Below are 23,906 nucleotides of genomic sequence, written 5' to 3' on the forward strand. Positions count from 1 at the left end.
ACCGGATTGGCACGCTAAATGCATGACAAAGGCCGTTACAACCACCACGCCCTGTACCGTCCGCCCCGCCCATGTCCGCAGCGCTACCGATCACCGCCGTGCCCGCTTGCGCCTCGGGCTGGCAGGCCATGCTGGACCTGCGCTTCGGGCACCGCGCCGGCCAGGGCAGCGTGCTTTCCTACGCACGCCACAGCGGCCCGCTGCGCGTGCAAAAACCGCTGCACCCCGAAGGCCCCGGCATCTGCCATGCCGTGCTGCTGCACCCGCCCGGCGGCGTGGCCGGCGGCGACCAGTTGCAGATCGATGTGACCGTGGAGCCCGGCGCCCACGCCCTGCTGACCACGCCGGGCGCCACGCGCTGGTACAAGTCCCAGGGCCGCCCGGCCGCGCAGCGCGTGCGGCTGCGCGTGGAAGAAGGCGCCATCCTGGAATGGCTGCCACAGGAAAACATGCTTTTCGCCGGTGCCGACGCCACCATGGCGCTGGACCTGGATCTTGCGCCGGGCGCGCGCGCCATCGGCTGGGACGCCGTGGTGCTGGGCCGCTATGGCGCGGGCGAGCACTGGAACCACACCGGCGCCGCGCCCACCGCTGCCGCGCGCCTGCAGCTTCACAACCGGCTCGCATGCGGCGGACGGCCGCTGTGGCTGGAGCAAGGCGAACTGCACGCCGGCCATGCCCTGCTGTCCAGCCCCGTTGCCTGGGCAGGCTTGCCCATACAGGCCAGCCTCTGGGCCGTGGCCCCGGAACCCTTGGCGGCCATGGAGCCATTGAGCGAGCAACTGGCCGCCAGCCTGCCCTGGAGCGATGAAGTGCGCGCCGGCGCCAGCCTGCTGGCCGGTCAGGGCGGCGCACCCTCGGTACTGCTGCTGCGCGTGCTGGCACGGCGCATGGAGGCGGCACGGGCCGTGCTGCATGAAGGCTGGCGCCTGCTGCGCCCGGCCCTGCTGGACCAACCGGCCCGCCCCCCGCGCCTGTGGGCCACCTGATCAACGGAGACTCATCGATGGAACTCACGCCCCGTGAAAAAGACAAGCTGCTGCTGTTCACCGCAGCCCTGGTGGCCGAGCGGCGCAAGGCGCGCGGCCTGAAGCTCAACTACCCCGAGGCCGTGGCGCTGATCAGCGCCGCCGTGCTGGAGTGGGCGCGCGACGGCAGGACCGTGGCCGAGCTCATGCACCTGGGCACCACGGTGCTGACGCGCGCCGATGTGATGGAGGGCATTCCAGAAATGATCCCGGACATCCAGGTCGAAGCCACTTTCCCGGACGGCACCAAGCTGGTCACCGTTCATCACCCGATCGTTTGAGGAGATCCGCCATGTTCCATCCCCGCTTTCTGCTCGCCCCGGCCCTGCTGGCCACCGCCACGGCCGCCAGCGCCCATACGGGTGCAGGCGCGCACCTGCACGCCGGCGACGGCGCCATGCAGGCCCTGATGGCCGGGCTGTCCCACCCCATCGCGGGCCTGGACCATCTGCTGGCCATGCTGGCGCTGGGCCTGTGGTGCGGGCTGATGCTGCAGCGCCAGTGGCTGCCGCCCGTGGCCTTTGCCGCCTGCATGGCGCTGGGCCTGGCGCTGACGCAGACCCCGCTGGAGCTGCCGGCCGTCGAGCCCATGGTGGCCGCCTCGCTGCTGGCCTTCGGCCTGCTGCTGGTGGCCCAGCGCCGCCTGCCCGTGGCACTGGCCATGGTGCTGGCCGGCGCCTTCGCGCTGTTCCACGGATACGCGCATGGCGAGGTCTTCCCCCACGCGCTGCCCGCAGCCGTGTTCTGGGCCTACATGACGGGCATGGTCGCCACCACGCTGGTGCTGCATGCGCTGGGCGTGGCCTTTGGCCGGGCCATGCGCGGCGGCACGGCATCGGCCTGGGCCGCACGCCTGGCCGGAGTGGCCGCCATGGGCTACGGTGCCGTGGCGCTGGCAGGCTGAGCGCGGGAGCCGCACATGACCGAGCGCATCATCCCCGGCGAACTGCTGGCCGAGCCCGGCGAGATCCTGCTGAACGCAGGCCGGCCCGTGCAGACCCTCACGGTCACCAACACCGGCGACCGGCCGGTGCAGGTGGGCTCGCACTTTCATTTCTTCGAGGTCAACGAGGCCCTGCACTTCGACCGCGCCGCCGCACGCGGCTGGCGGCTGAACATTGCGGCCGGCACGGCCGTGCGCTTCGAGCCGGGCCAGGAGCGCACTGTGGAACTGGTGGAAATCTCCGGCGACCGCATCATCTATGGCTTCAACGCCAAGGTGATGGGCAGGCTTTGAAGTACCCCCTGAGCGGCTACGCCGCTTCCCCCTCTCTCGCTTCGCGGGAGGGGGACGACACCCTCGGTGCGGGGCGGCCCTTCCTCGGTGTCCCCGGGTTGGACCACGCCGGTTTTAAGTACAACGAGCAACGCATAGCGTCGTAGACAACAGAAAGGGAATGCTATGGCAAGCATCACGCGCCAGGCCTATGCCGAGATGTTCGGCCCCACCGTGGGCGACCGCCTGCGGCTGGCCGACACAGCCCTGGTCATCGAGATCGAGAAGGACCACACGATCTACGGCGAAGAGGTCAAGTTCGGCGGCGGCAAGGTCATCCGCGACGGCATGGGCCAGAGCCAGCGCATGGCCGCCGACTGCGCCGACACCGTCATCACCAATGCCGTGATCATTGACCACTGGGGCATCGTCAAGGCCGACATCGCCATCAAGAACGGGCTGATCGCAGGCATAGGCAAGGCCGGCAACCCGGACATGCAGCCGGGCGTGACCATCGTCATCGGCCCCGGCACGGAAATCATTGCAGGCGAGGGCATGATCGTCACGGCCGGCGGCATCGACACGCACATCCACTTCATCTGCCCGCAGCAGATCGACGAGGCGCTGACCAGCGGCGTGACCACCATGATCGGCGGCGGCACGGGCCCGGCCACAGGCACCTTCGCCACCACGGTCACGCCCGGCCCCTGGCACATGGAGCGCATGCTGCAGGCCGTGGACGGCTACCCCATGAACATCGGCCTGCTGGGCAAGGGCAACGCCAGCCAGGCCGCGCCGCTGCGCGAGCAGATCGCGGCGGGCGCCATCGGCCTGAAGCTGCACGAGGACTGGGGATCGACGCCCGCCGCCATCGACTGCTGCCTGGGCGTGGCCGACGAGACCGACACCCAGGTCGCCATCCACACCGACACGCTCAACGAGGGCGGCTTCGTCGAGGCCACGGTGGCCGCCTTCAAGGGCCGCACCATCCACACCTACCACACCGAAGGCGCGGGCGGCGGCCACGCGCCCGACATCATCAAGGTCTGCGGCGAGGCCAACGTGCTGCCCTCGTCCACCAACCCCACGCGGCCCTACACGGTGAACACGCTGGACGAGCACCTGGACATGCTCATGGTCTGCCACCACCTGGATGCCTCGATTGCCGAGGACATCGCCTTCGCCGAAAGCCGCATCCGCCGCGAGACCATCGCCGCCGAGGACGTGCTGCACGACCTGGGCGCCTTCTCCATGATCTCCAGCGACAGCCAGGCCATGGGCCGCGTGGGCGAGGTCGTGCTGCGCACCTGGCAGACCGCGCACAAGATGAAGGTCCAGCGCGGCAGCCTGCCGGGCGACAACGCGCGCCACGACAACTTCCGCGTCAAGCGCTACGTGGCCAAGTACACCATCAACCCCGCACGCACGCATGGCATCGCCCATGTCGTGGGCTCGGTCGAGGTCGGCAAGCTGGCCGACCTGGTGCTGTGGCGGCCGGCGTTTTTCGGCGTCAAGCCCAGCCTCATCCTCAAGGGCGGCAGCATCGCCAGCGCCGCCATGGGCGACCCCAACGCCAGCATCCCCACGCCCCAGCCCGTGCACTACCGGCCCATGTTCGCGGGCCAGGGCAGCGGCGTGGCGGCGGCCAGCCTGACCTTCGTCTCGCAGGCCGCCCAGCAGGCCGGCGTGGCCGACCGCTACGGCCTGCGCAAGCGCACCGTGGCCGTGGAAAACTGCCGCAGCGTCAGCAAGCGCGACATGGTGCACAACGACTGGCAGCCCGACATCAGCGTCGATCCCGAGACCTACCAGGTCGTGGCCGACGGCCAGCTGCTGACCTGCGAGCCCGCCACCGAGCTGCCGATGGCGCAGCGGTATTTTCTTTTTTAAGGCGGAGCAATGGGGTCAGCGGGGCAAGGGCGCACCGTGCTCACGTATCCAGAGGGCGAACCCGGCCTCGTCCAGTTCGCCTGCGGCCAAGGCCACCATGGTCAGCACACAGGACTCGTCACCAGCCGTCAATTCCCAGCCATTGAGATGGAGAAACAGCTCGGTCGCCACAAAGGCTGTGCGTTTGTTGCCATCCACAAAGGGATGGTTGCGCGCGATGCCAAAGCCATAGCTGGCCGCCAGCTCGGCCGCATCAGGCGCCCCATAAGCGGCCAGATGGCGCGGCCTGGCCAGGGCGGATGCCAGCAACCCGGCATCACGCACGCCCACCGGGCCACCATGCTCGGTCAGTTGCTCTTCGTGAACAGCCAGCATGACGGCCTCGCTGAGCCAGACCCAAACCTGCATGTTCCCGGTCATTTCGCCAGCTCACGCAAAACACCACGCCGCTTTTTCATGATCAGGCGCGCTGCATCCATCTGCTGCCCGAAGTCCTCGTCATACGGAGAAAGCTTGATGCCGCCGTCGGCAACCTCGGTCAGATACACCGTGTCGCCTTTGCCCAGGTTCAGCTTCGCCAGAATCTCCTTGGGCAGGATCAAGCCCACGGAATTGCCGACCTGGGTGAGTTTGAGAGTGGTCATGGTGGAATCTCCAGCAAAGTCATTGACCTTGCAATGTTATAACGAACGTTAATACAAAACAATCCATGCTCACCGTCAACAAGCACATGCCCCAGGGCGGCGGCCTTGCCGCCGTGCTGGTCAGGCGCGCCGCCACGCTGGAACTGGACTGGGACATGCGCCAGAAGAGCCGTTTTGCGGCAACAGACTCCACGGGGCGCGAGCTGGCCGTGGTGCTGGCGCGCGGCAGCGTGCTGCGCGGCGGCGATGTGCTGGTGGCCGAGGACGGCAGCCTGGTCGCCGTGCGCGCGGCGCCCCAGGCGGTGTTGCGCGTGACGGCGGCCACGCCGCTGGGCCTGCTGCGTGCGGCCTACCATCTGGGCAACCGGCATATCCCGGTGGAGGTCACGCCCACGCACCTGCACCTGGAAAACGACCCCGTGCTCCACGACATGCTGCTGCGCCTGGGCGCGCAGGTGGCCCTGGTGGATGCGCCCTTCGAGCCCGAGGCCGGTGCCTATGGCGGCGGCCACCGCCACGGCCATGACGCCAGCTTTGCCGAGGACCAGGCACTGGCGCAGAGCGTGTATGCGCTGCATGACCATGGGCACGTACACGGCCATTCACACGACCATTCACACGATCATTCCCACGGGCATGAACATGGCCACGACCACAGCCATGACCATGATCACAAAGGCTGCTGCGGACACGGGCACGGCCACGACCATCCGCATGGCTGACCTGTCGATACAGGGGCTGTGCGCCCTACTGCACCTGGCATCGCCCCAGCTGCCCGTGGGCGGCTTCAGCTATTCGCAGGGGCTGGAGGCCGCCATCGAGCACGGCCTGGTCACGGATGCCGGCACGGCGCGCACCTGGATTGCCGATGCGCTGGCCCACGGCTTTGCACGCTGCGAGGCGCCGCTGTGGCTGCTGCTGCGCCGGGCCTGGAGCGCAGGCGACGAGGGGGTGGTGCGCGAATGGAACCAGTGGTTCATTGCCAGCCGCGACAGCCGCGAGGCCCGTGCCGAGACGCTGCAGATGGGCTGGTCGCTGCACAGCCTGCTGCGCTCCGTGCCCTGGGGCGGCGAGGCCTTTGCGCCCCGCATCGCACAACTGGGCGCCCTTGTGGAGGGACCGGGCCTGGCCTATCCCACGGCCTTTGCCTGCGCCTGCGCCGCCGTGCAAGCCGACGAGGACCATGCCCTGCTGGCCTATGGCTTTGCCTGGCTGGAGAACCAGGTGGCCGCCGCCATCAAGGCCGTGCCGCTGGGCCAAGTGGCGGGCCAGAGCCTGCTGCTGGCCCTGCATCCGCTGCTGGAGCAGGCCGTGGGCAAGGCACGCCGCCGCGCCAGCGAGGCGCCGCCCCGGCTGGACACCATGCTGCCCCAATGGAGCGTGCTGCAGGCACGGCACGAACACCAGTACTCCCGGCTCTTCCGGTCCTGATCACTTACCCCAAGTCCACCATGAACACCCGCACCAAGAAACTCCCCCCGCTGCGCGTCGGCATCGGCGGCCCTGTCGGCTCCGGCAAGACCACGCTGCTGGAGATGCTGTGCAAGGCCATGCGCGCCCACTACGACCTGGTGGTCATCACCAACGACATCTACACCAAGGAAGACCAGCGCCTGCTGACGGTGGCCGAGGCCCTGCCGCCCGAGCGCATCATGGGCGTGGAGACCGGCGGCTGCCCGCACACGGCCATCCGCGAGGACGCCTCCATCAACCTCGAGGCCGTGGACCGCATGCTGCGCCAGTTCCCCGAGGCGGACATCGTCTTCATCGAAAGCGGGGGCGACAACCTGGCCGCCACCTTCAGCCCCGAGCTGTCGGACCTGACCATCTACGTGATCGACGTGGCCGGCGGCGAGAAGATTCCGCGCAAGGGCGGCCCCGGCATCACCAAGAGCGATCTGCTCGTGGTCAACAAGACCGACCTGGCGCCCTACGTGGGCGCCAACCTGTCCATCATGGAAGCCGACACGCAGCGCATGCGCGCCCACAAGCCCTATGTGATGGGCAGCGTGAAAAGCGGCAAGGGCCTGCGCGAGGTGATCGACTTCATCACCGAGCGCGGCCTGCTGCCGCCCATGCCCGCGCAGGCCTGAAGACGGCCGCGCACGGCCTTCAGCGCTGCGGCGTGCCGCTGGTGGCCTTGGCCTTGGGCAGGGTGGCCGCGCTGCTGGAAGACACCAGCGGATGGCCGGTGGAGGTGGCCGCACCATCAGTCTGGCGCCAGGCCGAGGGCTTGGGCGCCACCATGGGCTGGGGCGCGGGGGCAGGCGCCCGGCTGCGGTTCCAGGCCGGCAGCAGCACGCGGCGCACAAAGCCCATGTCCAGCGCCAGCCACAGCAGCACCGGGCACAGCGTGGGCACCATCAGCCCGCCCATCTGGTAGGCGTAGACGATGGCCTCCAGCTGCCATGTCTGTATGCCCAGCACGTTGAGGTCGAGCCGCGCCGCAAGGCACAGCTGCATCAGCACCTGCGAGACCACGCTGAAGGTCTGCAAGGGCAGCAGCGCCACATAGCCCACCAGGATGCGCCACCACCGGCCCGGACCCCAGGCCGCCAGCAGCATGGCCACCAGCACCGGCAGGCCGTAGCCGTAGCGGGCAGGATCGACCTCGACGATGGCCTCGGCGCGGCGCCAGCCGGTCTGCTCGTTGGAGACCTGGACCGAGGAATTGACGACCAGGTTGCGGGGCGTCTCCAGGTCCACGCGCTGCACCCAGCCGTTGGCGGCGTTCTCCAGCACCCACTTGCTCATGCCGGACACCGGCACGGCCAGCCAGCCGGCCGCCAGCGTCCAGGCCAGGGTCAGCACCACGATGCCGCCCATGGCCAGGGCCGCGAAGCGCGAGATGGGATTGCGTCCGATCATGGCCTGCTCCTCAGGCGGCCACGGCGGCGGAAGCTGCAGCGGCGGGCGGCAGCGGCGGCTGGCCGCCGTCATCCTGCGACGGCGCCTTGCGGCCGCTCCAGCGCACCCACAGCAGCCAGAACACCAGCACGTCCAGCATGATCAGCGCCTGCCAGAGGTACTCATGCGCGAAGTTGAAGGCCGTGGTGCTCCACTGGCCCAGGTAGAACAGGCTGATGACGCGCAGCACATTGATGGCCTGCACGGCCACGAAGCCGGCCAGCAGGCCCACCAGCTTCTGGCGCCATGACGAGGGGAAGGCCATCACGGCGGCAAACAGCACGATGTAGGCCTCCAGGCCGTTGCAGCCGGCCTCGATGGAGACGCCGAAGCCCGTGGCCGTGTTCCACAGCACCTTGCCCGTGGCCGAGGCCGTGCTGTCGAACCAGGTCACCAGCGAGGCGCAGATGTGCGCCAGAAAAGACGTCCAGGGCAGCACGATGTGCTGCTGCACCCAACTGAGCAGGTTCAGCCCGAACATCGTCAGCTGGATGGCCAGAAAGATCAGAAAGAAGCGCAGCATGGCAGGTCTTGGAGTGTTGGTTGCCGGGCTTGCGACCTGGCAGTTGCGAAACAGTGTCCCTCTATAGGCTCGCATTATCTTCGGACCGCTCAAAGACGACAAAGGCCGGTGCGTGAATCACGCCACCGGCCCTTGCCGTCACGGGCGCATCACCGACGCTCGCGCCTGCGCATGGTCCCCAGCGCCATCAGCGCCAGCAGGGACGACATCAGCATCAGGCCCCACTGCGACAGCGTGGGGATGCTGGCCGTGGTGTCCGGGCCCGGCTTGAGCGGCGTGGTGGTCGTGCTCTTGTCGTTGTCGGGATTGCCGTCACCGGGCACCGAGACCGTGGCCGAGTTGACCAGCGGGCGGGCGCCCTTGTAGGGCTTGTCCAGCTTTGTCTCCAGCGTGAAGACCGCCGTGCCGCCCTGGGCCAGCTGCGGCACGCTGCAGGTCACGGTGCGCGTGCCGCTGGCGTAGCTGCAGCCTGCCGAGGCCGAGACGAACTCCAGCCCGGCGGGCAGCACGTCGGTCACCGAGCCGCCCGCGGGCGACTGCGGATCGCGGCCGTAGTTGGTGACGGTCAGCGTGTAGCTGGCCGTGTCGCCATCGTCCAGCGGGCCGGCGGGGCCCTGCTTGCCGATCCCCAGGTCCACGGCATTGCCCTGGCGGCTGGTGGAGGTGCGGTCGGTGGTGGTGTTGTTGACGATCACATCGCCGCCATTGCTCAGCCATTCCGTCTCGAAGGGCTTGACCGAGGCCTCGTGGTAGATGGTGCCGCCCGATGCCTTGTCGGGCAGGGTCTGTGCGCGCATCTTGAACTTGATGGTCATGCTCTGGCCCGGAGCCAGCGCCGGGATGGTGCACTGCAGCGGCCCGCTGGTCGCGTTCAGCGCCGGCTGCACGCCGCACCAGGATGCGGAGGCGCCGGGAATGCCGGCCAACGCCAGGCCGTTCTGGTAGCTGAAGGTGGCCGTGGAGCCCGATGCGGGGAACTTGTCGGTCACGACCACCTGGGTGGCGTAGGAGGGGCCGGAGTTGGTCACCGTGATGGTGTATTCGGTGTCCTCACCCAGCACCAGGCCGTCTGCAGTGTGGCGCATGCTGATGTTCACATCCAGCTCGGCACGCTTGAGCCGGGCCTTGGCCTCGGCCTGGTTGTTGGCCTTGGTCAGCTCCTCGGTGGTGGTGTCCACCGCCACGGTGTTGGAGATCTCCGTATCGGCCGCCAGATCGCCGCGCGAGCGCATCTTGTAGCTCACGGTGTACTGCTCGCCTGCAGCCAGCGGATCGGTCCAGGCGCATTCCAGCGTTCCGCCCTGCACGCCATCGGTGGCAGCCGGAGTGCAGGTGCCGCCGCCGGAGACCGTAGGCGTGCCGATGAAGATGGCGTCTGCAGGCAGCACGTCCTTGAGCGTGACATTGGCGGCCGACGAGGGGCCGTAGTTGGGCACCGTGACCGTATAGGTCAGCGGCTCGCCCGCAGCCGCCACCTTGGGCGAGACCTGCTTTTGCGCCGCGATTTCCGCGATGGCCTGCACGGTGATGCTGGCCGTAGAGGAATCGTTGCCGGGATCGGCGTCATGGATGTCCAGCGACTGGGCCGAAGCCGCGTTGGCATAGGTGCCGGTGGTGGCGCGCTTGGGGCGGATCTTGACCTCGATCACCACCTCGGCCTCCGGGGCCATGGAGGAGATGTCGCAGGTCAGATCGCGCGTCTCGCTGTTGACGCCGCCCGAAGGGGTGCCGCAGCTGGCGTTGGCCCCGGAGACGATGCGGCTGGAGACAAAGCCGCCGCCCGGGTAGGTGTACGGCACGGGATTGCCGGCCTCGTCCACCGGGTTGCCGCCCACGATGCGCACGCCGTCAATTTGCTTGACCAGGGACTGCAGCGCGTCGCGCACGCGGACATTCGTCACCGTCGTGCTGGCCGAGTGGTTCTTCACCACCAGCTGGTAGGTGACCTCCTCACCGCTCTTGATGGAGGCCGGCGGCACAGGGCTGACCACGCTCTTGACGATGCCCACATCCACCTTGTCGGCAGACACGGTGACGGTCGCGGAGGTGGTGGCCGACGCATTGTCCCGGCCGACCACGCCAGCGGAGGCGTTATTGGTGAAGTCCAGATGGCCCGAGGCCAGCGTGACCTTGGCCCTGACCGTGATCTGGCGGCTGGCGCCCACGGCCAAGCCCGCGGTCGAGGTGCAGCTCTGGGCGGCGCAGGTCCAGTCCCCCGCGCCGGTGCCCGCACCGGACATGCCGATGACGGTCATTCGGTTGTCCGCAGGGGTGTCGGATACGGTGATCAGCTGATTCGGCAGCACAGGCATGGGACCGTTGTTGGTCACCGTGATCGTGTACTGGAACTCCTCACCCGCCAGCACCGGGCGGCTGGGGCCGGCCTTGACGAGGCGCAGCCGTGCATCGTTGCTGAAGCTCACCGCCGCGCTATCGGTGTTGTTGGTCTTGTTGGGCTCGTTGAGTTCGGGTGGAACCCCGATCACGCCCTGATTGACCAGTTGCGCACCCGGCGTTCCACCCGCAGCCACGCTAGCCTTGAAGCGGATGGCCTGCATGTTGGCGTAGCCGGCCACCGGGTACTCGCCCGCGTGGGTGCAGGTGATGGTGCCGCTGCTGTGGCCGCAGTTCCAGGGCGCCGTGCTGCCGTCGAAGCCCGTGAAGGTCACGCCGGCCGGCAGGGTGTCGGTGATGGTGAGATCGCGCGGCACGAGCGAGCCGCCTTCGCGGCGCGGCTGCAGCGTGTAGGTGACCTCGGTCGCCTGCAGCGCATCCAGCACCGTGGGCGCCACCTGCTTGCGCAGCGAGACATCCACGAACTCGCTGCCGCTGGAGACCACGGCGGCGCTGGCGGTGTTGTTGCCGGACTGGCCGTCAGGCATCTCCGTGCTGGCGTCCTTGTAGCCCTTGACGCTGGCAGCGCCGGCAATGGTGCCGCTCATGTTGGCGATGGCCGGCACGGAGATGGAAGGCAGCACGGCGCCCGGCAGCACCGGGCCGCCGCGCGTGCAGCTGAGCTCGCCCGAGATCAGCGGATAACCCGAGGCCGGCGTGCAGCTCCAGCCGCTGCCTGCAGGCGCGCCGGTGATCACGGCCCCGTTGGGCACGGGAAAGCGCACCACGGTACGGCCACCGGCGGGCACCTCGGACGGGCCCTTGTTCTGCACGTCGATGGTGTACTGGAAGGCGCCGCCGTTGGCGACGCTGGCGGGAGCCGCTATCGCGATGGCCAGATCGGCGGCCTCGGTGGTGGTGAAGTTGCGATCGAGCTGCGTGTTGTTCTGGTCGTTGTCGTAGTCGGGCGAGGCCATGCGCGCGCTGGCCACGGCGCGCCAGTTGGTGCCGACGGTCGGCAGGATGACCTCGAAGCCCACGGACTTGAAGCCATCGGCGGGCGCCAGGTTGCCGATGTTGCAGACCAGCGTGTTGTTGCCTGCGGTGAGCACCGTGCCGGCAGCCGGTGCCGTGCAGGTGATGCCGCCCGGGCTGCTGCTGTAGCCCTGGAACACGGCGCCCACGGGCAGCACCTCGGTCAGGGTGACGCCTATGGCGTCGGGACCGATGTTGTTGTGCCTGACCTTGGCCACATAGGTGAAGTTGCCGCCGGCAGGGCCTGCCGATGCGTCCTGTCCGTCATAGAGACCGTCCTGGTTGACCAGGATGTCGGTGTCGGCCGGCGCCGCCACGGCAGCCGCTGTTGCCAGCAAGCCGCCGGACAGCAGCGCACGCGCCAGCCAGCCCTTTCTCGTGAAAGCCATACAAACCTCTCTTTTGCTTCGTTGACAGCGCCGAATGCCGCAGGCACGGACGCACGAGGTGCCCGGCTGGAACAGCTCTGTCAGAAAGCCGACTACCGGACGCACCAAAAGGAGGCATGATGGTTCTTTATTACCAAAAGTAAATATGATCTGGAATTTTTAACAAAAGTGAGTATTTAGAGGTATTTGTGAGTTTTTCGTGAGTCGACCTTTTCCGGTCGGTTTTCCTCACGGAACGCAGACGTGAAAAAGCCGGTGGCAGCTTGGCTGGCACCGGCTTGCAATGCTGATCTGCCGCGCGCTGGCGCGGCAGTGAGCAGGCACTAAGGCCTAGGGAATGCGGCGGGGCAATCCTTGTGAGGAACTCACGCCAGCAGCACGTTCACGCGCCTGACGTAGGCAGCCGGGTCCTCGGGCATGCCGCCTTCGGCCAGCACGGCCTGGTCGAAAAGGATGTTGGCCAGGTCATGGAAATGCACCGATCCGTCCAGCTTCTTGACCAGCGGATGCTCGGGGTTGACCTCCAGCACGGGGCGGGCGTCCGGCGCCTGCTGGCCGGCCTGCTTGAGCAGGCGCGCCAGCTGCAGGCTCATGCCGCCGTCCTGCACCACCAGGCAGGCGGGCGAGTCCACCAGGCGCGTGGTCACACGCACGTCCTCGGCCTTGTCCTTGAGCGCTTCCTTGAGCTTGGCCAGCAGGGGCTTGAAGGTCTCGGCCGCTTCCTCGGCGGCCTTCTTTTCCTCTTCGTCCTGCAGCTTGCCCAGGTCCACGGCGCCCTTGGCCACGGACTGCAGCGGCGTGCCGTCGAATTCGGTCAGGTAGCCCATGGCCCATTCGTCCACGCGGTCGGCCATCAGCAGCACTTCGATGCCCTTCTTGCGGAAGACTTCGAGCTGCGGGCTGTTGCGGGCTGCGGTCAGGGAGTCGGCCGTGATGTAGTAGATCGCGTCCTGGCCTTCCTTCATGCGGGCCTTGTAGTCGGCCAGCGAGACGATCGCCTCGTCCTGGCTGGTGGAGGAAAAGCGCAGCAGCTTGGCGATGCGTTCCTTGTTGGCAAAGTCCTCGCCCAGGCCTTCCTTGAGCACGGGGCCGAACTCGGCGTAGAACTGGCTGTACTTGCCTTCCTTGGCCTTGTCCTCTTCGCTGACCACGTCGGTGACGCCGTCGGCCGCCGCGTCAGCGGCAGCGTCGTGGCGATCGTGCTTGGCCAGGTCTTCCAGCATGGACAGCACGCGCTTGGTCGAGCCGTCGCGGATCAGGCGCACGTCGCGGCTTTCCTGCAGCAGCTCGCGGCTGACGTTCAGCGGCAGGTCGGCCGAGTCGATCACGCCCTTGACGAAGCGCAGGTAGCCGGGCATCAGCGCCTCGGCGTCATCCATGATGAAGACGCGCTTGACGTAGAGCTTGACGCCGGCCTTCTTGTCGCGGTTGTAGAGGTCGAACGGCGCCTTGGCCGGGATGAACAGCAGCTGCGTGTACTCGGTGTTGCCCTCGACGCGGTTGTGGCTCCAGGTCAGCGGGTTCTCGAAGTCGTGGCTGATGGCCTTGTAGAAGTCTTGGTACTGCTCGGCCGTGATGTCCTTCTTGGGACGCGTCCACAGCGCGCTGGCCTTGTTGATGGTCTCCCACTCGCCCGTCTTCTCCATGGTGCCGGGCTGGTCGTTCTCGCCGTCCTTCCACTCCTCTTTTTCCATGAGGATGGGCAGGCTGATGTGGTCGGAGTACTTGCCGATGACCTGCTTGATCTTCCAGGCGTTGAGGAACTCCTCGGCCTCGGGGCGCAGGTGCAGCGTGATGCTGGTGCCGCGCTGGGGGCGCTCGATCTGCTCGACCTCGAACTCGCCCGTGCCGCCGCTGGTCCAGCGAACGCCTTCGGAGGCCGGCAGGCCCGCGCGGCGTGTTTCCACGGTGATCTTGTCGGCCACGATGTAGCCCGAGTAAAAGCCCACGCCGAACTGACCGATCAGCTGCGAGTCCGACTTCTGGTCGCCCGACAGCTTGTCCATGAAGGCCTTGGTGCCGCTCTTGGCGATGGTGCCCAGGTTGTCGATGGCTTCCTGCTCGCTCATGCCGATGCCGGTGTCGGCAATGGTCAGCGTCTTGGCGGCGGCGTCGAAGGACACGCGCACTTCCAGGTTGGGCTGGTCTTCATACAGCGCGGCATTGTTCAGCGCCTCGAAGCGCAGCTTGTCGCAGGCGTCCGATGCGTTGGAGACCAGCTCGCGCAGGAAGATCTCGGGGTTGGAATACAGCGAATGCGTGACCAGGTGCAGCAGTTGTGCAACTTCGGCCTGAAAAGAATGGGTTTGCTTGCTCATGCAGACAGTGTCCTATGTCCTATGGGTTCACAACAGGGAAAAAATCAGCCCTCATCTCGGGCCTGCGAGCGCATTATCAAGACCCCGCCGCCCCTGTGGCGGCGCAGGCTCTGGACGATTGTTCACTTTTTCGCCCTCACGGCGGGGCTGGCGCAGGGCTATAACTGCGCCACTTTCCGCTGTGCGGCGGACGGTGCGCGCAGGGCCCGGGCGCAATGGCGGGCCTGCTTCAGGAGATTTTCCATGCACAGCTCTGTTCAAAAATGGTCCGCCGAATTCCTCGGAACCCTGTGGCTGACCCTGGGCGGCTGCGGTGCGGCCGTGCTGGCCGCCGCCTTCCCGCAGGTGGGCATCGGCCTGGTCGGCGTCTCGCTGGCCTTCGGCCTGACGGTGCTCACGGGCGCCTATGCCTTCGGGCCCATCTCGGGCGGACACTTCAACCCGGCCGTCTCCGTGGGCCTGGCCATGGGCGGGCGCTTTGCCTGGAGCGAACTGCCGGGCTACATCGTCTCGCAGGTGCTGGGCGCCATCACGGGCGCGGCCATCCTCTATGTGATCGCCACGGGCAAGGCCGGTGCCGACATCGGCGGCTTTGCCACCAACGGCTACGGCGCGCATTCGCCGGGCGGCTACGGCATGACGGCAGCCCTGGTCACCGAGGTGGTGATGACCGCCTTCTTCATCCTGGTCATCCTGGGCGCCACGGCCAAGCGCGCGGCAGCCGGCTTTGGCGGGCTGGCCATCGGCCTGTGCCTGACGCTGATCCACCTGATCTCTATTCCCGTGACCAATACCTCGGTCAATCCTGCGCGCAGCACGGGCCCGGCCCTGTTCGGCCCCGAGATCGCCATCTCGCAACTGTGGCTGTTCTGGGTGGCCCCCATCGTGGGTGCGCTGATCGGCGCCGTGATCTACAAGGCCCTGCTGGCCAACCCGGCCAACGAATAAGGCCAGGGACGGGCGCTGCAGGCGCCCCGCAGCAGACTCAAGCGGCTGGCGACAGCCGCTTTTTTCATTGAATCTTTGGTGAAACACGGTTTTCGTTTGTTGCATGGCGGCAACGCGAAGGACTTTCACCCGGCACAAACCGGCCAACTTTACGAAACAGAAACCGAACGCTAGTGATTCGCAATAACAATTCGCGGGCTTTCATCGGAGTGAACATGAGCAAAATCCAACAAATCCTCCCCCCCGCGAACGTCACGCAGCTGGCCCTTGCCGCTGCCCTGTGCCTCGCGGGCACCCCGGCCTTCGCGCAGACCAGCACCACGCTGGGCACCGTGAACGTGACGTCTTCGACCGAAGCGCCCGTCAAGACCGACAACGCCTCCTCGGCCAAGTTCACGGCCCCGCTGGTGGACACGCCCAAGACGGTGCAGGTCATCAACGAGGAAATCATCAAGCAGACCGGCGCGACCAGCCTGCAGGAAGCCCTGCGGTCCACGCCCGGCATCACCTTCGGCAACGGCGAAGGCGGCAACCCCTCGGGTGACCAGCCCTTCATCCGCGGCATGGATGCCCAGGCCAGCACCTTCGTGGACGGCATGCGCGACATTGCGGCCGGCACGCGCGAGGTGTTCAACCTGGAAGCGGTGGAAGTCATCAAGGGCGCCGATTCGGCCTATGCAGGCCGTGGCGGCGCTGGCGGCTCCATCAACCTGGTGACCAAGAAGGCCAGGAACGAGAACTTCATCAGCGGCGACGTGGGCCTGGGCACGGACAGCTACCGGCGCGCCACCATCGACGCCAACCGCGTGCTGGGCGAAGGCGTGGGCCTGCGCCTGAACGCCATGGTGCACGACGCCGACGTTCCGGGCCGCAGCGGCCCCGAGAACAAGCGCTGGGGCATTGCCCCCACGGTGACCTTCGGCATGGGCACGCCCACGGAGGTCTCGCTGTCCTGGCAGCACCTGCAGACCGACAACATTCCCGATGGCGGCGTGCCCTACCTGTACAGCAGCACGGCTGCGGCCGGCCTGCGCGGCGGCAGCGTGGTGCGTCCCACCTACGGCAACAACCGCGACAACTGGTACGGCCTGACCAGCCGCGACTACGAAAAGGAAAAGAGCGACCTGTTCACGGCCACCGTGGAGCACAAGTTCACCGACACCCAGAAGTTCCGCAACAGCCTGCGCTACAGCAAGACCGAACAGGACTACCTGTGGACCCAGCCCGACGACAGCAAGGGCAATGTCGTCAATGGCTATGTGTTCCGCCGCGGCAATGCACGCGTGGCCGACATCAAGACGCTGCAGAACCTCTCGGAATTCACGGGCAAGGCCCAGACCGGCAGCGTGGGCCACAGCTACTCGTTCGGCCTGGAACTGTCCAAGGAAAAGGCTGAATCCCGCACCGCCGCGCTGCAGACCACCAACACCACCTGCACGGCCGCCAGCCTGTGGTGCGCCTCGCTGAACAACCCCGACAGCAGCCCGCTGTGGAACCTGCCCGTGACGCTGGGCGACCCCAGCCACAACCAGATCGACACCGTGGCGCTGTACGGTTTCGACACGCTGAAGTTCAACGACCAGTGGTTGCTCAATGCCGGCCTGCGCATGGACCACTACAAGATCAGCTCCTCCGGCCCCGCCGGCCGCAACACGCCGGCCTATGACCTGAGCCGTTCGGACACATTGTTCAACTACCAGCTGGGCCTGGTCTACAAGCCGGCCACCAACGGCAGCATCTACGCCAGCATCGGCACCTCCTCGCGTCCCGGCGGCTCCATGCTGGGCAACGGCAACGAGGACCTGGGCATCTCCACCGACCAGCTGGCCAACCTCGCTCCCGAGAAGACCCGCTCGCTCGAGCTGGGCACCAAGTGGGACCTGATGGAAAAGCGCCTGGCGCTGACGGCAGCCCTGTTCCGCAACGACGTGACCAATGCGCGCATCACCGAAAACGGCGTCACCTACATGGGCGGCAACAAGGTGGTCAACGGCGTGGAACTGGGCTTCACGGGCAGCGTGCTGCCGGGCTTGAGCGTCTTCGGCGGCTACACCTACATGGACAGCGAGCAGAAGAACGCAGGCGCGGGCAGCGTGGCCAATGGCCAGCCCTTCCCCAACACGCCCAAGCACAGCTTCAGCCTGTGGACCAGCTACAAGCCCATGGCAAAGCTGACCGTGGGCCTGGGCATCTACGCCCAGAGCAGCGTGAACCAGAGCTACATCCTGTCCACGGTGGATGGCGGCATCGTCACCAAGGGTGCCAGCGGCTACGCGCGCTACGACGCCATGGTGGCCTACCAGATCGACCGCAACCTGACCGTGCAGCTGAACCTGTACAACCTGGGCGACAAGGTCTACTACAGCGGCATCCGCTCGCCCCACTACGCGACCATGGCCGCAGGCCGTTCGGCCGTGGCCTCGCTCAAGTGGACGTACTGATCTGCTGATCGCCCCGCGCGAACGCGCAGCGGCTTGACGCTGCGCAGATCACCGCAAAGCCCCGCAGGCCATCGCCGCCTGCGGGGCTTTTTTGCGGGACACTCATTGATTCCGCCCCTGAGGACCGCCTGCCATGATGCTCCGCATACCCGCCCTGCTCAGCCCCGACGAAGTGCGCCAGTGCCGCCAGGCGCTGGAGCAGGCCCCGTGGCAGGACGGCCGCGCCACGGCCGGCCCTCTGGCGGCCCAGGTCAAGGCCAACCTGCAGCTGCCGCTGGACAGCCAGGCCGGCCAGGCGATAGGCAACCTCATCCTCGACAAGCTGGGGGCCAGCGCGCTGTTCATGTCGGCCACCCTGCCGCTGAAGGTGCTGCCGCCGCGCTTCAACCGCTACGAGGGCGGCGGCACCTACGGCAACCATATAGACAACGCCATCTTCACCATCCCCGGCACGGCCATCAAGGTGCGCAGCGATGTCTCCACCACCGTGTTCTTCAGCGAGCCCGACGAGTACGAAGGCGGCGAGCTGATCGTGGAGGACACCTTCGGCCACCAGAGCGTGAAGCTGGCCGCAGGCGACGCCATCGTCTACCCCGGCACCAGCCTGCACCGCGTCAACCCCGTCACGCGCGGCACGCGCTACGCCAGCTTCTTCTGGACGCACAGCCTCGTGGCCTCGGACGAGAAGCGCCGCATCCTGTTCGACCTGGACCAGCAGATCCAGCAGTTGACGGTGCGCCACCCACAAGACCCCGCGCTTTCCGCGCTGTCCGGCACGTACCACAACCTGTTGCGGATGTGGTCGCAGGCCTAGTGGCACAGCCGCCAGGCAGCCGCATCAGAACCTGTAGCGGGCCGTGACCAGCACATTGCGCGGATCGCCATACACGCCCGTGCCATAGGAGCCCAGGCCCGGCATATAGGTCTTGTCGAACAGGTTGTTGACGTTCAGCGTCACCGACCACTGGCGGTCCACGTCGTAGCGCGCCATCAGGCCCACCAGCGCATAGGCGCGCTGGTCGGCGCGTGCATAGGGGGCGGAGGATTGCTGGTAGTAGGTCAGGCTCTGCCAGGCCAGCGACCCGCCCACGGTCCACTGCGGGTTGAGACGGTAGCTGGTGCTGAGCTTGAACAGGTGGCGCGGCTGGTTGGTGTTGACGGCGCTGAGGATCACATCGGGCTGGGCCGGTGCACGCGAGGTACGGTAGGTGTAGCCGCCGTAGATATTCCAGGCCGGCGTGATGCTGCCCGACACCTCCATCTCCACGCCCTTGCTGGTCACGCCGTCGATGGCCGCATAGACCTCTTCCCCGGTTTCCGGATTGGCGCTGACGTACTGCGCGGCATTGCGCTGCTGGATGTGGAACAGCGCCAGCGAGGCGTTGAGCCGGCCGTCCAGGAACTCGCCCTTCACGCCCACTTCGCGGCTGCGGCCGGTGAGCGGCGGCAGCGGGCTGCCGGCTGCGTCCTTGTAGTAGGTCTGCGGATTGAAGATATCGGTCTGGCTGGCGTACAGCGACAGCTGGCGGTTCAGGTCATAGACCACGCCTGCATAGGGCACGGTCTTGTGCGCCACGCGCAGCGCGTTGTTCACGCCGTAGCTGCCGTCCAGGCCCGTGGTGTCGTCCAGCATGTCGTACCAGCTCACGCGCGCGCCCAGGATCACGGACAGGTCGTCCGTGGGCCGCAGGCGCGCGGCGCCGAAGACGCCCTTTTCCACGATGCGCGTCATGCGGTGGTCGCGCAGCTGGAAATCGGGCCGGGGCACCTGGCCGTCCCATTCGAAGTAGTTGCCCACGGGGCCGTAGGCGTTGGTGTAGCCGGGCGCATGGCGGCGCTGGCGCGACCAGCTGGCGCCGAACGACAGCTCGTGCTCGCGCCCGAACAGCTGCAACGGCCCGGACAGCGCCGCATTCACGGCCTGCGTGGTGGCATCGGTGGGAATCTTGTTGGACAGCATGTTGATGCCCAGGCCGCTGACAGGGTCCACCATGCCGTGGGCGGCCACGCCGACCTCCACGTCGCGCGACTGGCGCAGCCGGCTGGCCGACAGGTCCGCCTTCCAGCCATTGCCGAAGCTGTGCTTGAGTTCGGCAAACAGGTTGGTGCTGTCGTTGTCCCAGTAGGACCAGCGCGCGGCCGGGTTCAGCGAGGTGGGGAAATGCGTGCGGCTGCCATCCTTGAAGAACAGCGGGATGTGGCCGAAGCTGGCCCCGTTGGCGCGCGTCTGCATGTGGTCAATGCCCAGGCTGGCCACCGTGCCCGGACCCAGGTCGGCCTCGATGATGCCGTACAGGCTGCGCACGTTGCGGCTGTAGTCGTCCACATGGGACTTGGCGTTCTGCGCCACGGCCACCACGCGGGCGCGCACGCGGCCGTCCTCTGTCAGGGGAGCGGAGATGTCGCCCACGCCGCGCAACCGGTCATGGCTGCCGATGGCCGCCTCGGCCGAGGCCTGGAAGGTCTTGGTGGGCCGCTTGCGCACCAGGTTGACCACGGCCGACGGATAGCCCGCGCCCGTGAGCAGGCCGGTCGCTCCCTTAACCACTTCCACGCGGTCATAGATGGCGCTGTCGGCCAGCGAGGTGGTGTACTGGTTGGCCGAGTCCATGGTGTTGGGCACGCCGTCGAACTGGAAATTCTCGATGGCATAGCCGCGCGAGTAGAAGGTGGTGCGCTCGCTGTCGTTGCGGCCCACGGTAATGCCGGGCGTCTTCTCCAGCACCTCCGGCAGGCTGGTCAGGCCCTGGTCGTCCATCAGCTGGCGCGTGACCACGCTGACGGACTGCGGCGTCTCGCGCTGCGACAGGCCCAGCCGTGTGGCCGTGCTGGACTGGCGCGTGGCGTAGGAGCCCGTGCCTTCGGAGACCGCGCTGCGCTCGGCAGCGGCCGTCACGTTGACCGTGGCCAGCGTGGCGCCTGCAGCGGCAGCGGGCACCACCTGCTCCACCCGCCGCAGCGCATAGGCGCCGCTGGCCTGGCGCACGGCCTGCCAGGCGGTGCCGGCCAGCAGGGCCTCGAAGGCAGCCTCCACCGTGTAGCTGCCGCGCAGTCCCGCGCTGCGCTGCCCGGCCGTCTGATCGGCCGTGAAGATCAGGGCCACGCCGGCCTGGGCGGCCGTGCTGCGCAAGGCGGCATCCAGCGGGCCGGCAGCGACGTCATAGCTGCGCTGGGCCTGGGCCAGCACGGCGGCAGGCATGAGCGCGATGGCCAGCGCCAGCGCGGGGCGGGGCATGAAAAGGGGTTGCATGGTCCTGGGTTCTCCCTGTGTTCCGATGTCGAAAATCAAAGCTCTCGGAAGCAAGGAAGCGCGGCGCGGGAAATCGGGTCACCCCCGGCGCAAAAAAAACGAAAAGGAAGAAAAAGCCTCAGCCGCGCGCCTGCGCAGGCTCCACCACCACCCACCAGCGCGTGCGCCAGCGCAGCTGCACGGGCAGCGCACCGGGCAGCATGGCCAGCACGGCGTCCGTGCCATCGATGCCGCCTTCGTCCAGCGGGAACACGCCTGAGAACCGCAGCCCGGCCACGGCCGGATCGGCGTGCAGCCAGCCGGGGCGGTAGCGGTTGAGCTCGGCCAGGAAGTCGTCCAGGCGCTGGTTGTCCACCCACAATTGGCCCCGGCTCCAGGCGTCGTCCGCAGGGCCGGCCGGCTGCACCGTGCTCCAGCCCGTGCGCGTGAAGTCCATGGCCTCGCCCGCCTGCAGACGCCGTGCGGATGCGCCTGTGCCGGCCGTGCGCAGTTCCACGGCGCGCTCGAACACCGCCACGCGCGCACCTGCATGGTTGCTGCGCACCATGAAGCGCGTGCCCAGGGCGCGCACGCGGCCGTGGGCGGTCTCCACCACAAAGGGCAGATCGCCCAACGGTCCTGCGGGATGGCCGGTGGTGAACAGCGCCTCGCCAGCCAGCAGGCGCAGCCGGCGTTCGCTGCCGTCGAACTGCAAGGCCACGGCGCTGCCGGGGCCCAGCAGCATGTCCGTGCCGTCGGGCAGGGTCCAGCGGCGGCGCTGCGTGCCCGTGGCGTAGTCGGCCGCCATCTGCTGCCACTGCGGCGTGCGGCTGGCCAGCCAGCCCGCGCCGGCCGCCGTGCCCAGGCCCGCAAACAGGCCCAGCAGGCGCCGCCGCGCAGCCCGGGGAGCGGCGGACAGGCTGCGATAGCCCGCGCCACCGGCGTTGAGCCCCGTCAGCGCGCCCGTGACGGCCTGCAGATGGGCCCAGGCGCGGCCATGGTCGGCGTCTTCATCGAGCCAGCGCTGCCAGCGCGCCCTGTCGGCGGCCGAGGCCTGGCCCGATTGCAGCAGCGCAAACCAGCCGGCAGCCGCCCGCGCCACGCCGGCCGGCAAGGGCCGGCCCAGCGCCTGGGGCGCCTGGATACTGCTGCCGGGTAGCGGCGCGGCGCTGGACAGGCGCCGAGGATCGGAAGGAGGCACCGGCGCCATCAGGACAGCGCCAGCACGAAGCAGCGCTCATAGCCCTGAGCCAGATAGCGCTTGACGCTGGTCATGGACACGCCCAGGCGCGTGGCGATGTCCGCATAGCTCAGGCCTTCGAGGTGGGCCAGCAGGAAGGCCTCGCGCACCTTGGGCGCCAGCGCGTCCAGCGCCTGGTCCACGGCCTGCAGCGATTCGAGGGCGATCAGCCGCTCTTCGGGCGAAGGGGCAAGTTCAGCGGGCAGCAGGGCCAGGGTGTCGAGATAGGCGCGCTCCAGCAGCCGGCGCCGGTGCTGGCGGATCACAAGATGGCGGGCCACGGTGGCCAGAAAGGGGCGCGGCTGCTCGATGCGGCAGGCCATGCCCGAGGTGATCACGTTGACGAAAGTGTCGTGCGCGATATCGGAAGCCTCGAACACATTGCCCAGCTTGCGGCGCAGCCAGCCTTGCAGCCAGCCGTGGTGTTCGACATAGAGGGTGTGTACGGGATCGGCCGGTGCGCGCATGAAAAGACGGACGCGCTCCGGACTGGCGTGCCGCAGCGCTGAAGCTCGTTTGAGAATGGTTCGCATTCTAAACACGAGCTGTGCGCTCACTGAAACCGGCGCGGCCCAAGACCAGAGACACCAAGCAAGGGCCGCCCCGCCGCGAGGGTGTCGTCCCCCTCCCCCGCGAAGCGGGTAGAGAGGGGGAAGCGGCGCAGCCGCTCAGGAGGTGCTAAAAATTCTCGTGTGCACCCAGGTAGCGCCACTGGCCCACAGGCAGGTTGCCCAGCGTCACGCGGCCGATGCGGATGCGCTTGAGGCCCACCACGCGCAGGCCCACCAGTTCGCACATGCGGCGGATCTGGCGCTTCTTGCCTTCGGTCAGCACAAAGCGCAGCTGCTCGGGGTTCTGCCAGTCCACCTTGGCGGGCTTGAGTGCCTCGCCGTCCAGCGACAGGCCATGGCACAGGCGTGCCAGCTGCTCGGCCGGGAACACGGATTGCACGTCGATGTCGCGGTCGCCGTAGGTCACGCGCACCAGGTACTCCTTGTCCATCTCCGAGTCTTCGCCAATGATCTGGCGCGCCACGCGGCCATCCTGGGTCATGACCAGCAGGCCCACGGAGTCGATGTCCAGCCGGCCGCAGGGCGCCAGACCCTTGAGCTGCGCGAAGTTGAAGCGCGTGCGGCTGGTGTCCTGGTTCCAGTGGTTCTGGGGCGTGACCAGGACCACGGCGGGCTCGTGGCCGTCCTCGGCCTGTCCGCTGACATAGCCCATGGGCTTGTGGATCAGGATGGTGACCTGCTGGTCCTGGCGCTCGCGCGCCTCGCGCTCGACCGTGATGCGGTCGGCCGCCACCACGTTCTGGCCCATCACGGCGAGTTCGCCGTTGACGCGGACCCAGCCCTTGTCCACCCACTCGTCGGCCTCGCGGCGCGAGCACAGGCCCATGTCGGCCAGGCGCTTGTTGATGCGCACGCCACCGGGAACCTGCTCCTGCAGCGGCTCGGGAGCACGCTTGACGGGGATTTCGCGGCTGGCGCCACCGTCGGCGGGACGGTAGGTGCGGATGCCGCTGAGCGGACGGTAGGCGGGCTCGGCCTGGGGCGCCTCGTCGCGGCGCGGGCCACGGGCGTCATCACGGCGGGGACCACGGGCGTCGTCGCGGCGCGGTCCGCGCGCATCGTCACGGCGGGGGCCGCGAGCGTCGTCGCGGGGACGGTCGCGGAAACCACCTTCACGCGGGCCGTCACGGGGTCCATCGCGCTGGCCGTCACGTTGGCCATCGCGTTGACCATCACGCGGACGCTCATCGCG

21 protein-coding genes are annotated in these 23,906 nt (G+C 67.9%); 11 read left to right on the forward strand and 10 right to left on the reverse strand.

Translation table 11 applies throughout. The features are described from left to right. Positions 1–71: 71 nt before the first annotated feature. The 5 genes from INR38_RS05945 (at position 72) to ureC (ending at position 4,134) form a co-directional block, all read left to right on the forward strand. Positions 72–989, forward strand: a complete 918-nt coding sequence (locus INR38_RS05945) for an urease accessory protein UreD (protein ID WP_207443707.1) — start codon at positions 72–74, stop codon at positions 987–989. Positions 990–1,006: 17 nt separating this feature from the next. After that, the gene (locus INR38_RS05950) at positions 1,007–1,309 is read left to right on the forward strand and encodes an urease subunit gamma (protein ID WP_012203116.1); all 303 of its coding nucleotides are present in this window, start codon (positions 1,007–1,009) and stop codon (positions 1,307–1,309) included. Positions 1,310–1,320: 11 nt separating this feature from the next. Further along, on the forward strand, positions 1,321–1,932 hold the full coding sequence (locus INR38_RS05955; protein WP_207443706.1) for a HupE/UreJ family protein: 612 nt from the start codon (positions 1,321–1,323) through the stop codon (positions 1,930–1,932). A 27-nt stretch (positions 1,933–1,959) separates the two neighbouring features. Next, positions 1,960–2,265 (forward strand): urease subunit beta, encoded by a 306-nt coding sequence (locus INR38_RS05960; RefSeq protein ID WP_170962150.1) that lies wholly within the window; start codon positions 1,960–1,962, stop codon positions 2,263–2,265. A 165-nt stretch (positions 2,266–2,430) separates the two neighbouring features. Further along, positions 2,431–4,134 (forward strand): urease subunit alpha, encoded by a 1,704-nt coding sequence (gene ureC, locus INR38_RS05965; RefSeq protein ID WP_012203113.1) that lies wholly within the window; start codon positions 2,431–2,433, stop codon positions 4,132–4,134. Positions 4,135–4,149: 15 nt separating this feature from the next. On the opposite strand, the gene INR38_RS05970 is transcribed toward ureC, so the two are convergent. Both INR38_RS05970 and INR38_RS05975 read right to left on the reverse strand, forming a co-directional pair. Then, positions 4,150–4,554 carry a type II toxin-antitoxin system death-on-curing family toxin gene (locus INR38_RS05970; RefSeq protein WP_199961059.1) on the reverse strand — a complete coding sequence of 135 codons (405 nt, stop codon included), beginning with the start codon at positions 4,552–4,554 and terminating at the stop codon, positions 4,150–4,152. Beyond that, positions 4,551–4,778 (reverse strand): AbrB/MazE/SpoVT family DNA-binding domain-containing protein, encoded by a 228-nt coding sequence (locus tag INR38_RS05975; protein ID WP_016446570.1) that lies wholly within the window; start codon positions 4,776–4,778, stop codon positions 4,551–4,553. The genes INR38_RS05970 and INR38_RS05975 overlap by 4 nt, the downstream gene beginning before the upstream one ends. A 65-nt stretch (positions 4,779–4,843) precedes the next feature. On the opposite strand from INR38_RS05975, the gene ureE reads away from it, so the two are divergent. Genes ureE through ureG form a run of 3 tightly spaced genes read left to right on the forward strand, consistent with a single transcriptional unit; the run spans position 4,844 to position 6,871 of the window. Beyond that, on the forward strand, positions 4,844–5,500 hold the full coding sequence (gene ureE, locus INR38_RS05980; protein WP_207443705.1) for an urease accessory protein UreE: 657 nt from the start codon (positions 4,844–4,846) through the stop codon (positions 5,498–5,500). Then, positions 5,493–6,209, forward strand: coding sequence for an urease accessory protein UreF (locus INR38_RS05985; protein ID WP_207443729.1), 717 nt, complete (start codon positions 5,493–5,495; stop codon positions 6,207–6,209). The genes ureE and INR38_RS05985 overlap by 8 nt, the downstream gene beginning before the upstream one ends. 20 nt (positions 6,210–6,229) lie before the next feature. Beyond that, positions 6,230–6,871: an urease accessory protein UreG gene (gene ureG, locus INR38_RS05990; RefSeq protein WP_016446573.1), complete on the forward strand. Its 642-nt coding sequence runs from the start codon at positions 6,230–6,232 to the stop codon at positions 6,869–6,871. 19 nt (positions 6,872–6,890) lie between these two features. Here ureG and INR38_RS05995 read toward each other — a convergent pair whose 3' ends face one another. From INR38_RS05995 to htpG, 4 genes are all read right to left on the reverse strand, one after another. After that, complete coding sequence (locus tag INR38_RS05995; protein ID WP_207443704.1) at positions 6,891–7,646, reverse strand: exosortase H-associated membrane protein; 756 nt, start codon at positions 7,644–7,646, stop codon at positions 6,891–6,893. A 10-nt stretch (positions 7,647–7,656) separates the two neighbouring features. After that, a complete protein-coding gene (gene xrtH, locus INR38_RS06000; RefSeq protein WP_063327363.1) occupies positions 7,657–8,208 on the reverse strand; it encodes an exosortase H in 552 nt (183 codons plus the stop codon). A gap of 149 nt (positions 8,209–8,357) precedes the next feature. Next, the gene (locus INR38_RS06005; protein WP_207443703.1) at positions 8,358–11,966 is read right to left on the reverse strand and encodes an IPTL-CTERM sorting domain-containing protein; all 3,609 of its coding nucleotides are present in this window, start codon (positions 11,964–11,966) and stop codon (positions 8,358–8,360) included. Positions 11,967–12,331: 365 nt separating this feature from the next. Next, the gene (gene htpG / locus INR38_RS06010; RefSeq protein ID WP_207443702.1) at positions 12,332–14,284 is read right to left on the reverse strand and encodes a molecular chaperone HtpG; all 1,953 of its coding nucleotides are present in this window, start codon (positions 14,282–14,284) and stop codon (positions 12,332–12,334) included. Between the two features lie 243 nt (positions 14,285–14,527). Between htpG and aqpZ the strand changes: the two genes are divergently transcribed. The 3 genes from aqpZ (at position 14,528) to INR38_RS06025 (ending at position 18,487) form a co-directional block, all read left to right on the forward strand. Further along, entirely contained in the window at positions 14,528–15,232 is a 705-nt protein-coding gene (gene aqpZ, locus INR38_RS06015; RefSeq protein WP_012203105.1) for an aquaporin Z, read from the forward strand. A gap of 215 nt (positions 15,233–15,447) precedes the next feature. Beyond that, a complete protein-coding gene (locus INR38_RS06020; RefSeq protein ID WP_063327365.1) occupies positions 15,448–17,673 on the forward strand; it encodes a TonB-dependent siderophore receptor in 2,226 nt (741 codons plus the stop codon). A 133-nt stretch (positions 17,674–17,806) separates the two neighbouring features. Next, a complete protein-coding gene (locus tag INR38_RS06025) occupies positions 17,807–18,487 on the forward strand; it encodes a Fe2+-dependent dioxygenase (protein ID WP_207443701.1) in 681 nt (226 codons plus the stop codon). Between the two features lie 24 nt (positions 18,488–18,511). Here INR38_RS06025 and INR38_RS06030 read toward each other — a convergent pair whose 3' ends face one another. The 4 genes from INR38_RS06030 to INR38_RS06045 form a co-directional block, all read right to left on the reverse strand. Beyond that, positions 18,512–20,923 (reverse strand): TonB-dependent receptor, encoded by a 2,412-nt coding sequence (locus INR38_RS06030; RefSeq protein WP_207443700.1) that lies wholly within the window; start codon positions 20,921–20,923, stop codon positions 18,512–18,514. Between the two features lie 118 nt (positions 20,924–21,041). Then, positions 21,042–22,112: a FecR domain-containing protein gene (locus INR38_RS06035; protein WP_207443699.1), complete on the reverse strand. Its 1,071-nt coding sequence runs from the start codon at positions 22,110–22,112 to the stop codon at positions 21,042–21,044. After that, a complete protein-coding gene (locus INR38_RS06040; protein WP_207443698.1) occupies positions 22,112–22,609 on the reverse strand; it encodes a sigma-70 family RNA polymerase sigma factor in 498 nt (165 codons plus the stop codon). Before INR38_RS06040 ends, INR38_RS06035 begins: the two co-directional genes overlap by 1 nt. Before the next feature lie 211 nt (positions 22,610–22,820). Then, positions 22,821–23,906 (reverse strand): pseudouridine synthase (locus INR38_RS06045; protein WP_242698972.1); only part of this gene is annotated, 1,086 nt, incomplete at its 5' end.

This window comes from Delftia sp. SD018 (assembly GCF_017355445.1).
GTDB classification, from domain to species: domain Bacteria; phylum Pseudomonadota; class Gammaproteobacteria; order Burkholderiales; family Burkholderiaceae_C; genus Comamonas; species Comamonas acidovorans.

Bases quoted from the DNA above. Each gene is read 5' to 3' on its own strand.
- INR38_RS05975 (WP_016446570.1), bottom strand. From the start codon at position 4,778: ATGACCACTCTCAAACTCACCCAGGTCGGCAATTCCGTGGGCTTGATC.
- xrtH (WP_063327363.1), bottom strand. From the start codon at position 8,208: ATGCTGCGCTTCTTTCTGATCTTTCTGGCCATCCAGCTGACGATGTTC.
- INR38_RS05985 (WP_207443729.1), top strand. From the start codon at position 5,493: ATGGCTGACCTGTCGATACAGGGGCTGTGCGCCCTACTGCACCTGGCA.
- INR38_RS05945 (WP_207443707.1), top strand. From the start codon at position 72: ATGTCCGCAGCGCTACCGATCACCGCCGTGCCCGCTTGCGCCTCGGGC.
- ureG (WP_016446573.1), top strand. From the start codon at position 6,230: ATGAACACCCGCACCAAGAAACTCCCCCCGCTGCGCGTCGGCATCGGC.
- ureE (WP_207443705.1), top strand. From the start codon at position 4,844: ATGCTCACCGTCAACAAGCACATGCCCCAGGGCGGCGGCCTTGCCGCC.
- INR38_RS06020 (WP_063327365.1), top strand. From the start codon at position 15,448: ATGAGCAAAATCCAACAAATCCTCCCCCCCGCGAACGTCACGCAGCTG.
- INR38_RS06030 (WP_207443700.1), bottom strand. From the start codon at position 20,923: ATGCAACCCCTTTTCATGCCCCGCCCCGCGCTGGCGCTGGCCATCGCG.
- INR38_RS06025 (WP_207443701.1), top strand. From the start codon at position 17,807: ATGATGCTCCGCATACCCGCCCTGCTCAGCCCCGACGAAGTGCGCCAG.
- INR38_RS06040 (WP_207443698.1), bottom strand. From the start codon at position 22,609: ATGCGCGCACCGGCCGATCCCGTACACACCCTCTATGTCGAACACCAC.
- htpG (WP_207443702.1), bottom strand. From the start codon at position 14,284: ATGAGCAAGCAAACCCATTCTTTTCAGGCCGAAGTTGCACAACTGCTG.
- ureC (WP_012203113.1), top strand. From the start codon at position 2,431: ATGGCAAGCATCACGCGCCAGGCCTATGCCGAGATGTTCGGCCCCACC.
- INR38_RS05950 (WP_012203116.1), top strand. From the start codon at position 1,007: ATGGAACTCACGCCCCGTGAAAAAGACAAGCTGCTGCTGTTCACCGCA.
- INR38_RS06005 (WP_207443703.1), bottom strand. From the start codon at position 11,966: ATGGCTTTCACGAGAAAGGGCTGGCTGGCGCGTGCGCTGCTGTCCGGC.
- INR38_RS05995 (WP_207443704.1), bottom strand. From the start codon at position 7,646: ATGATCGGACGCAATCCCATCTCGCGCTTCGCGGCCCTGGCCATGGGC.
- aqpZ (WP_012203105.1), top strand. From the start codon at position 14,528: ATGCACAGCTCTGTTCAAAAATGGTCCGCCGAATTCCTCGGAACCCTG.
- INR38_RS06035 (WP_207443699.1), bottom strand. From the start codon at position 22,112: ATGGCGCCGGTGCCTCCTTCCGATCCTCGGCGCCTGTCCAGCGCCGCG.
- INR38_RS05955 (WP_207443706.1), top strand. From the start codon at position 1,321: ATGTTCCATCCCCGCTTTCTGCTCGCCCCGGCCCTGCTGGCCACCGCC.
- INR38_RS05970 (WP_199961059.1), bottom strand. From the start codon at position 4,554: ATGACCGGGAACATGCAGGTTTGGGTCTGGCTCAGCGAGGCCGTCATG.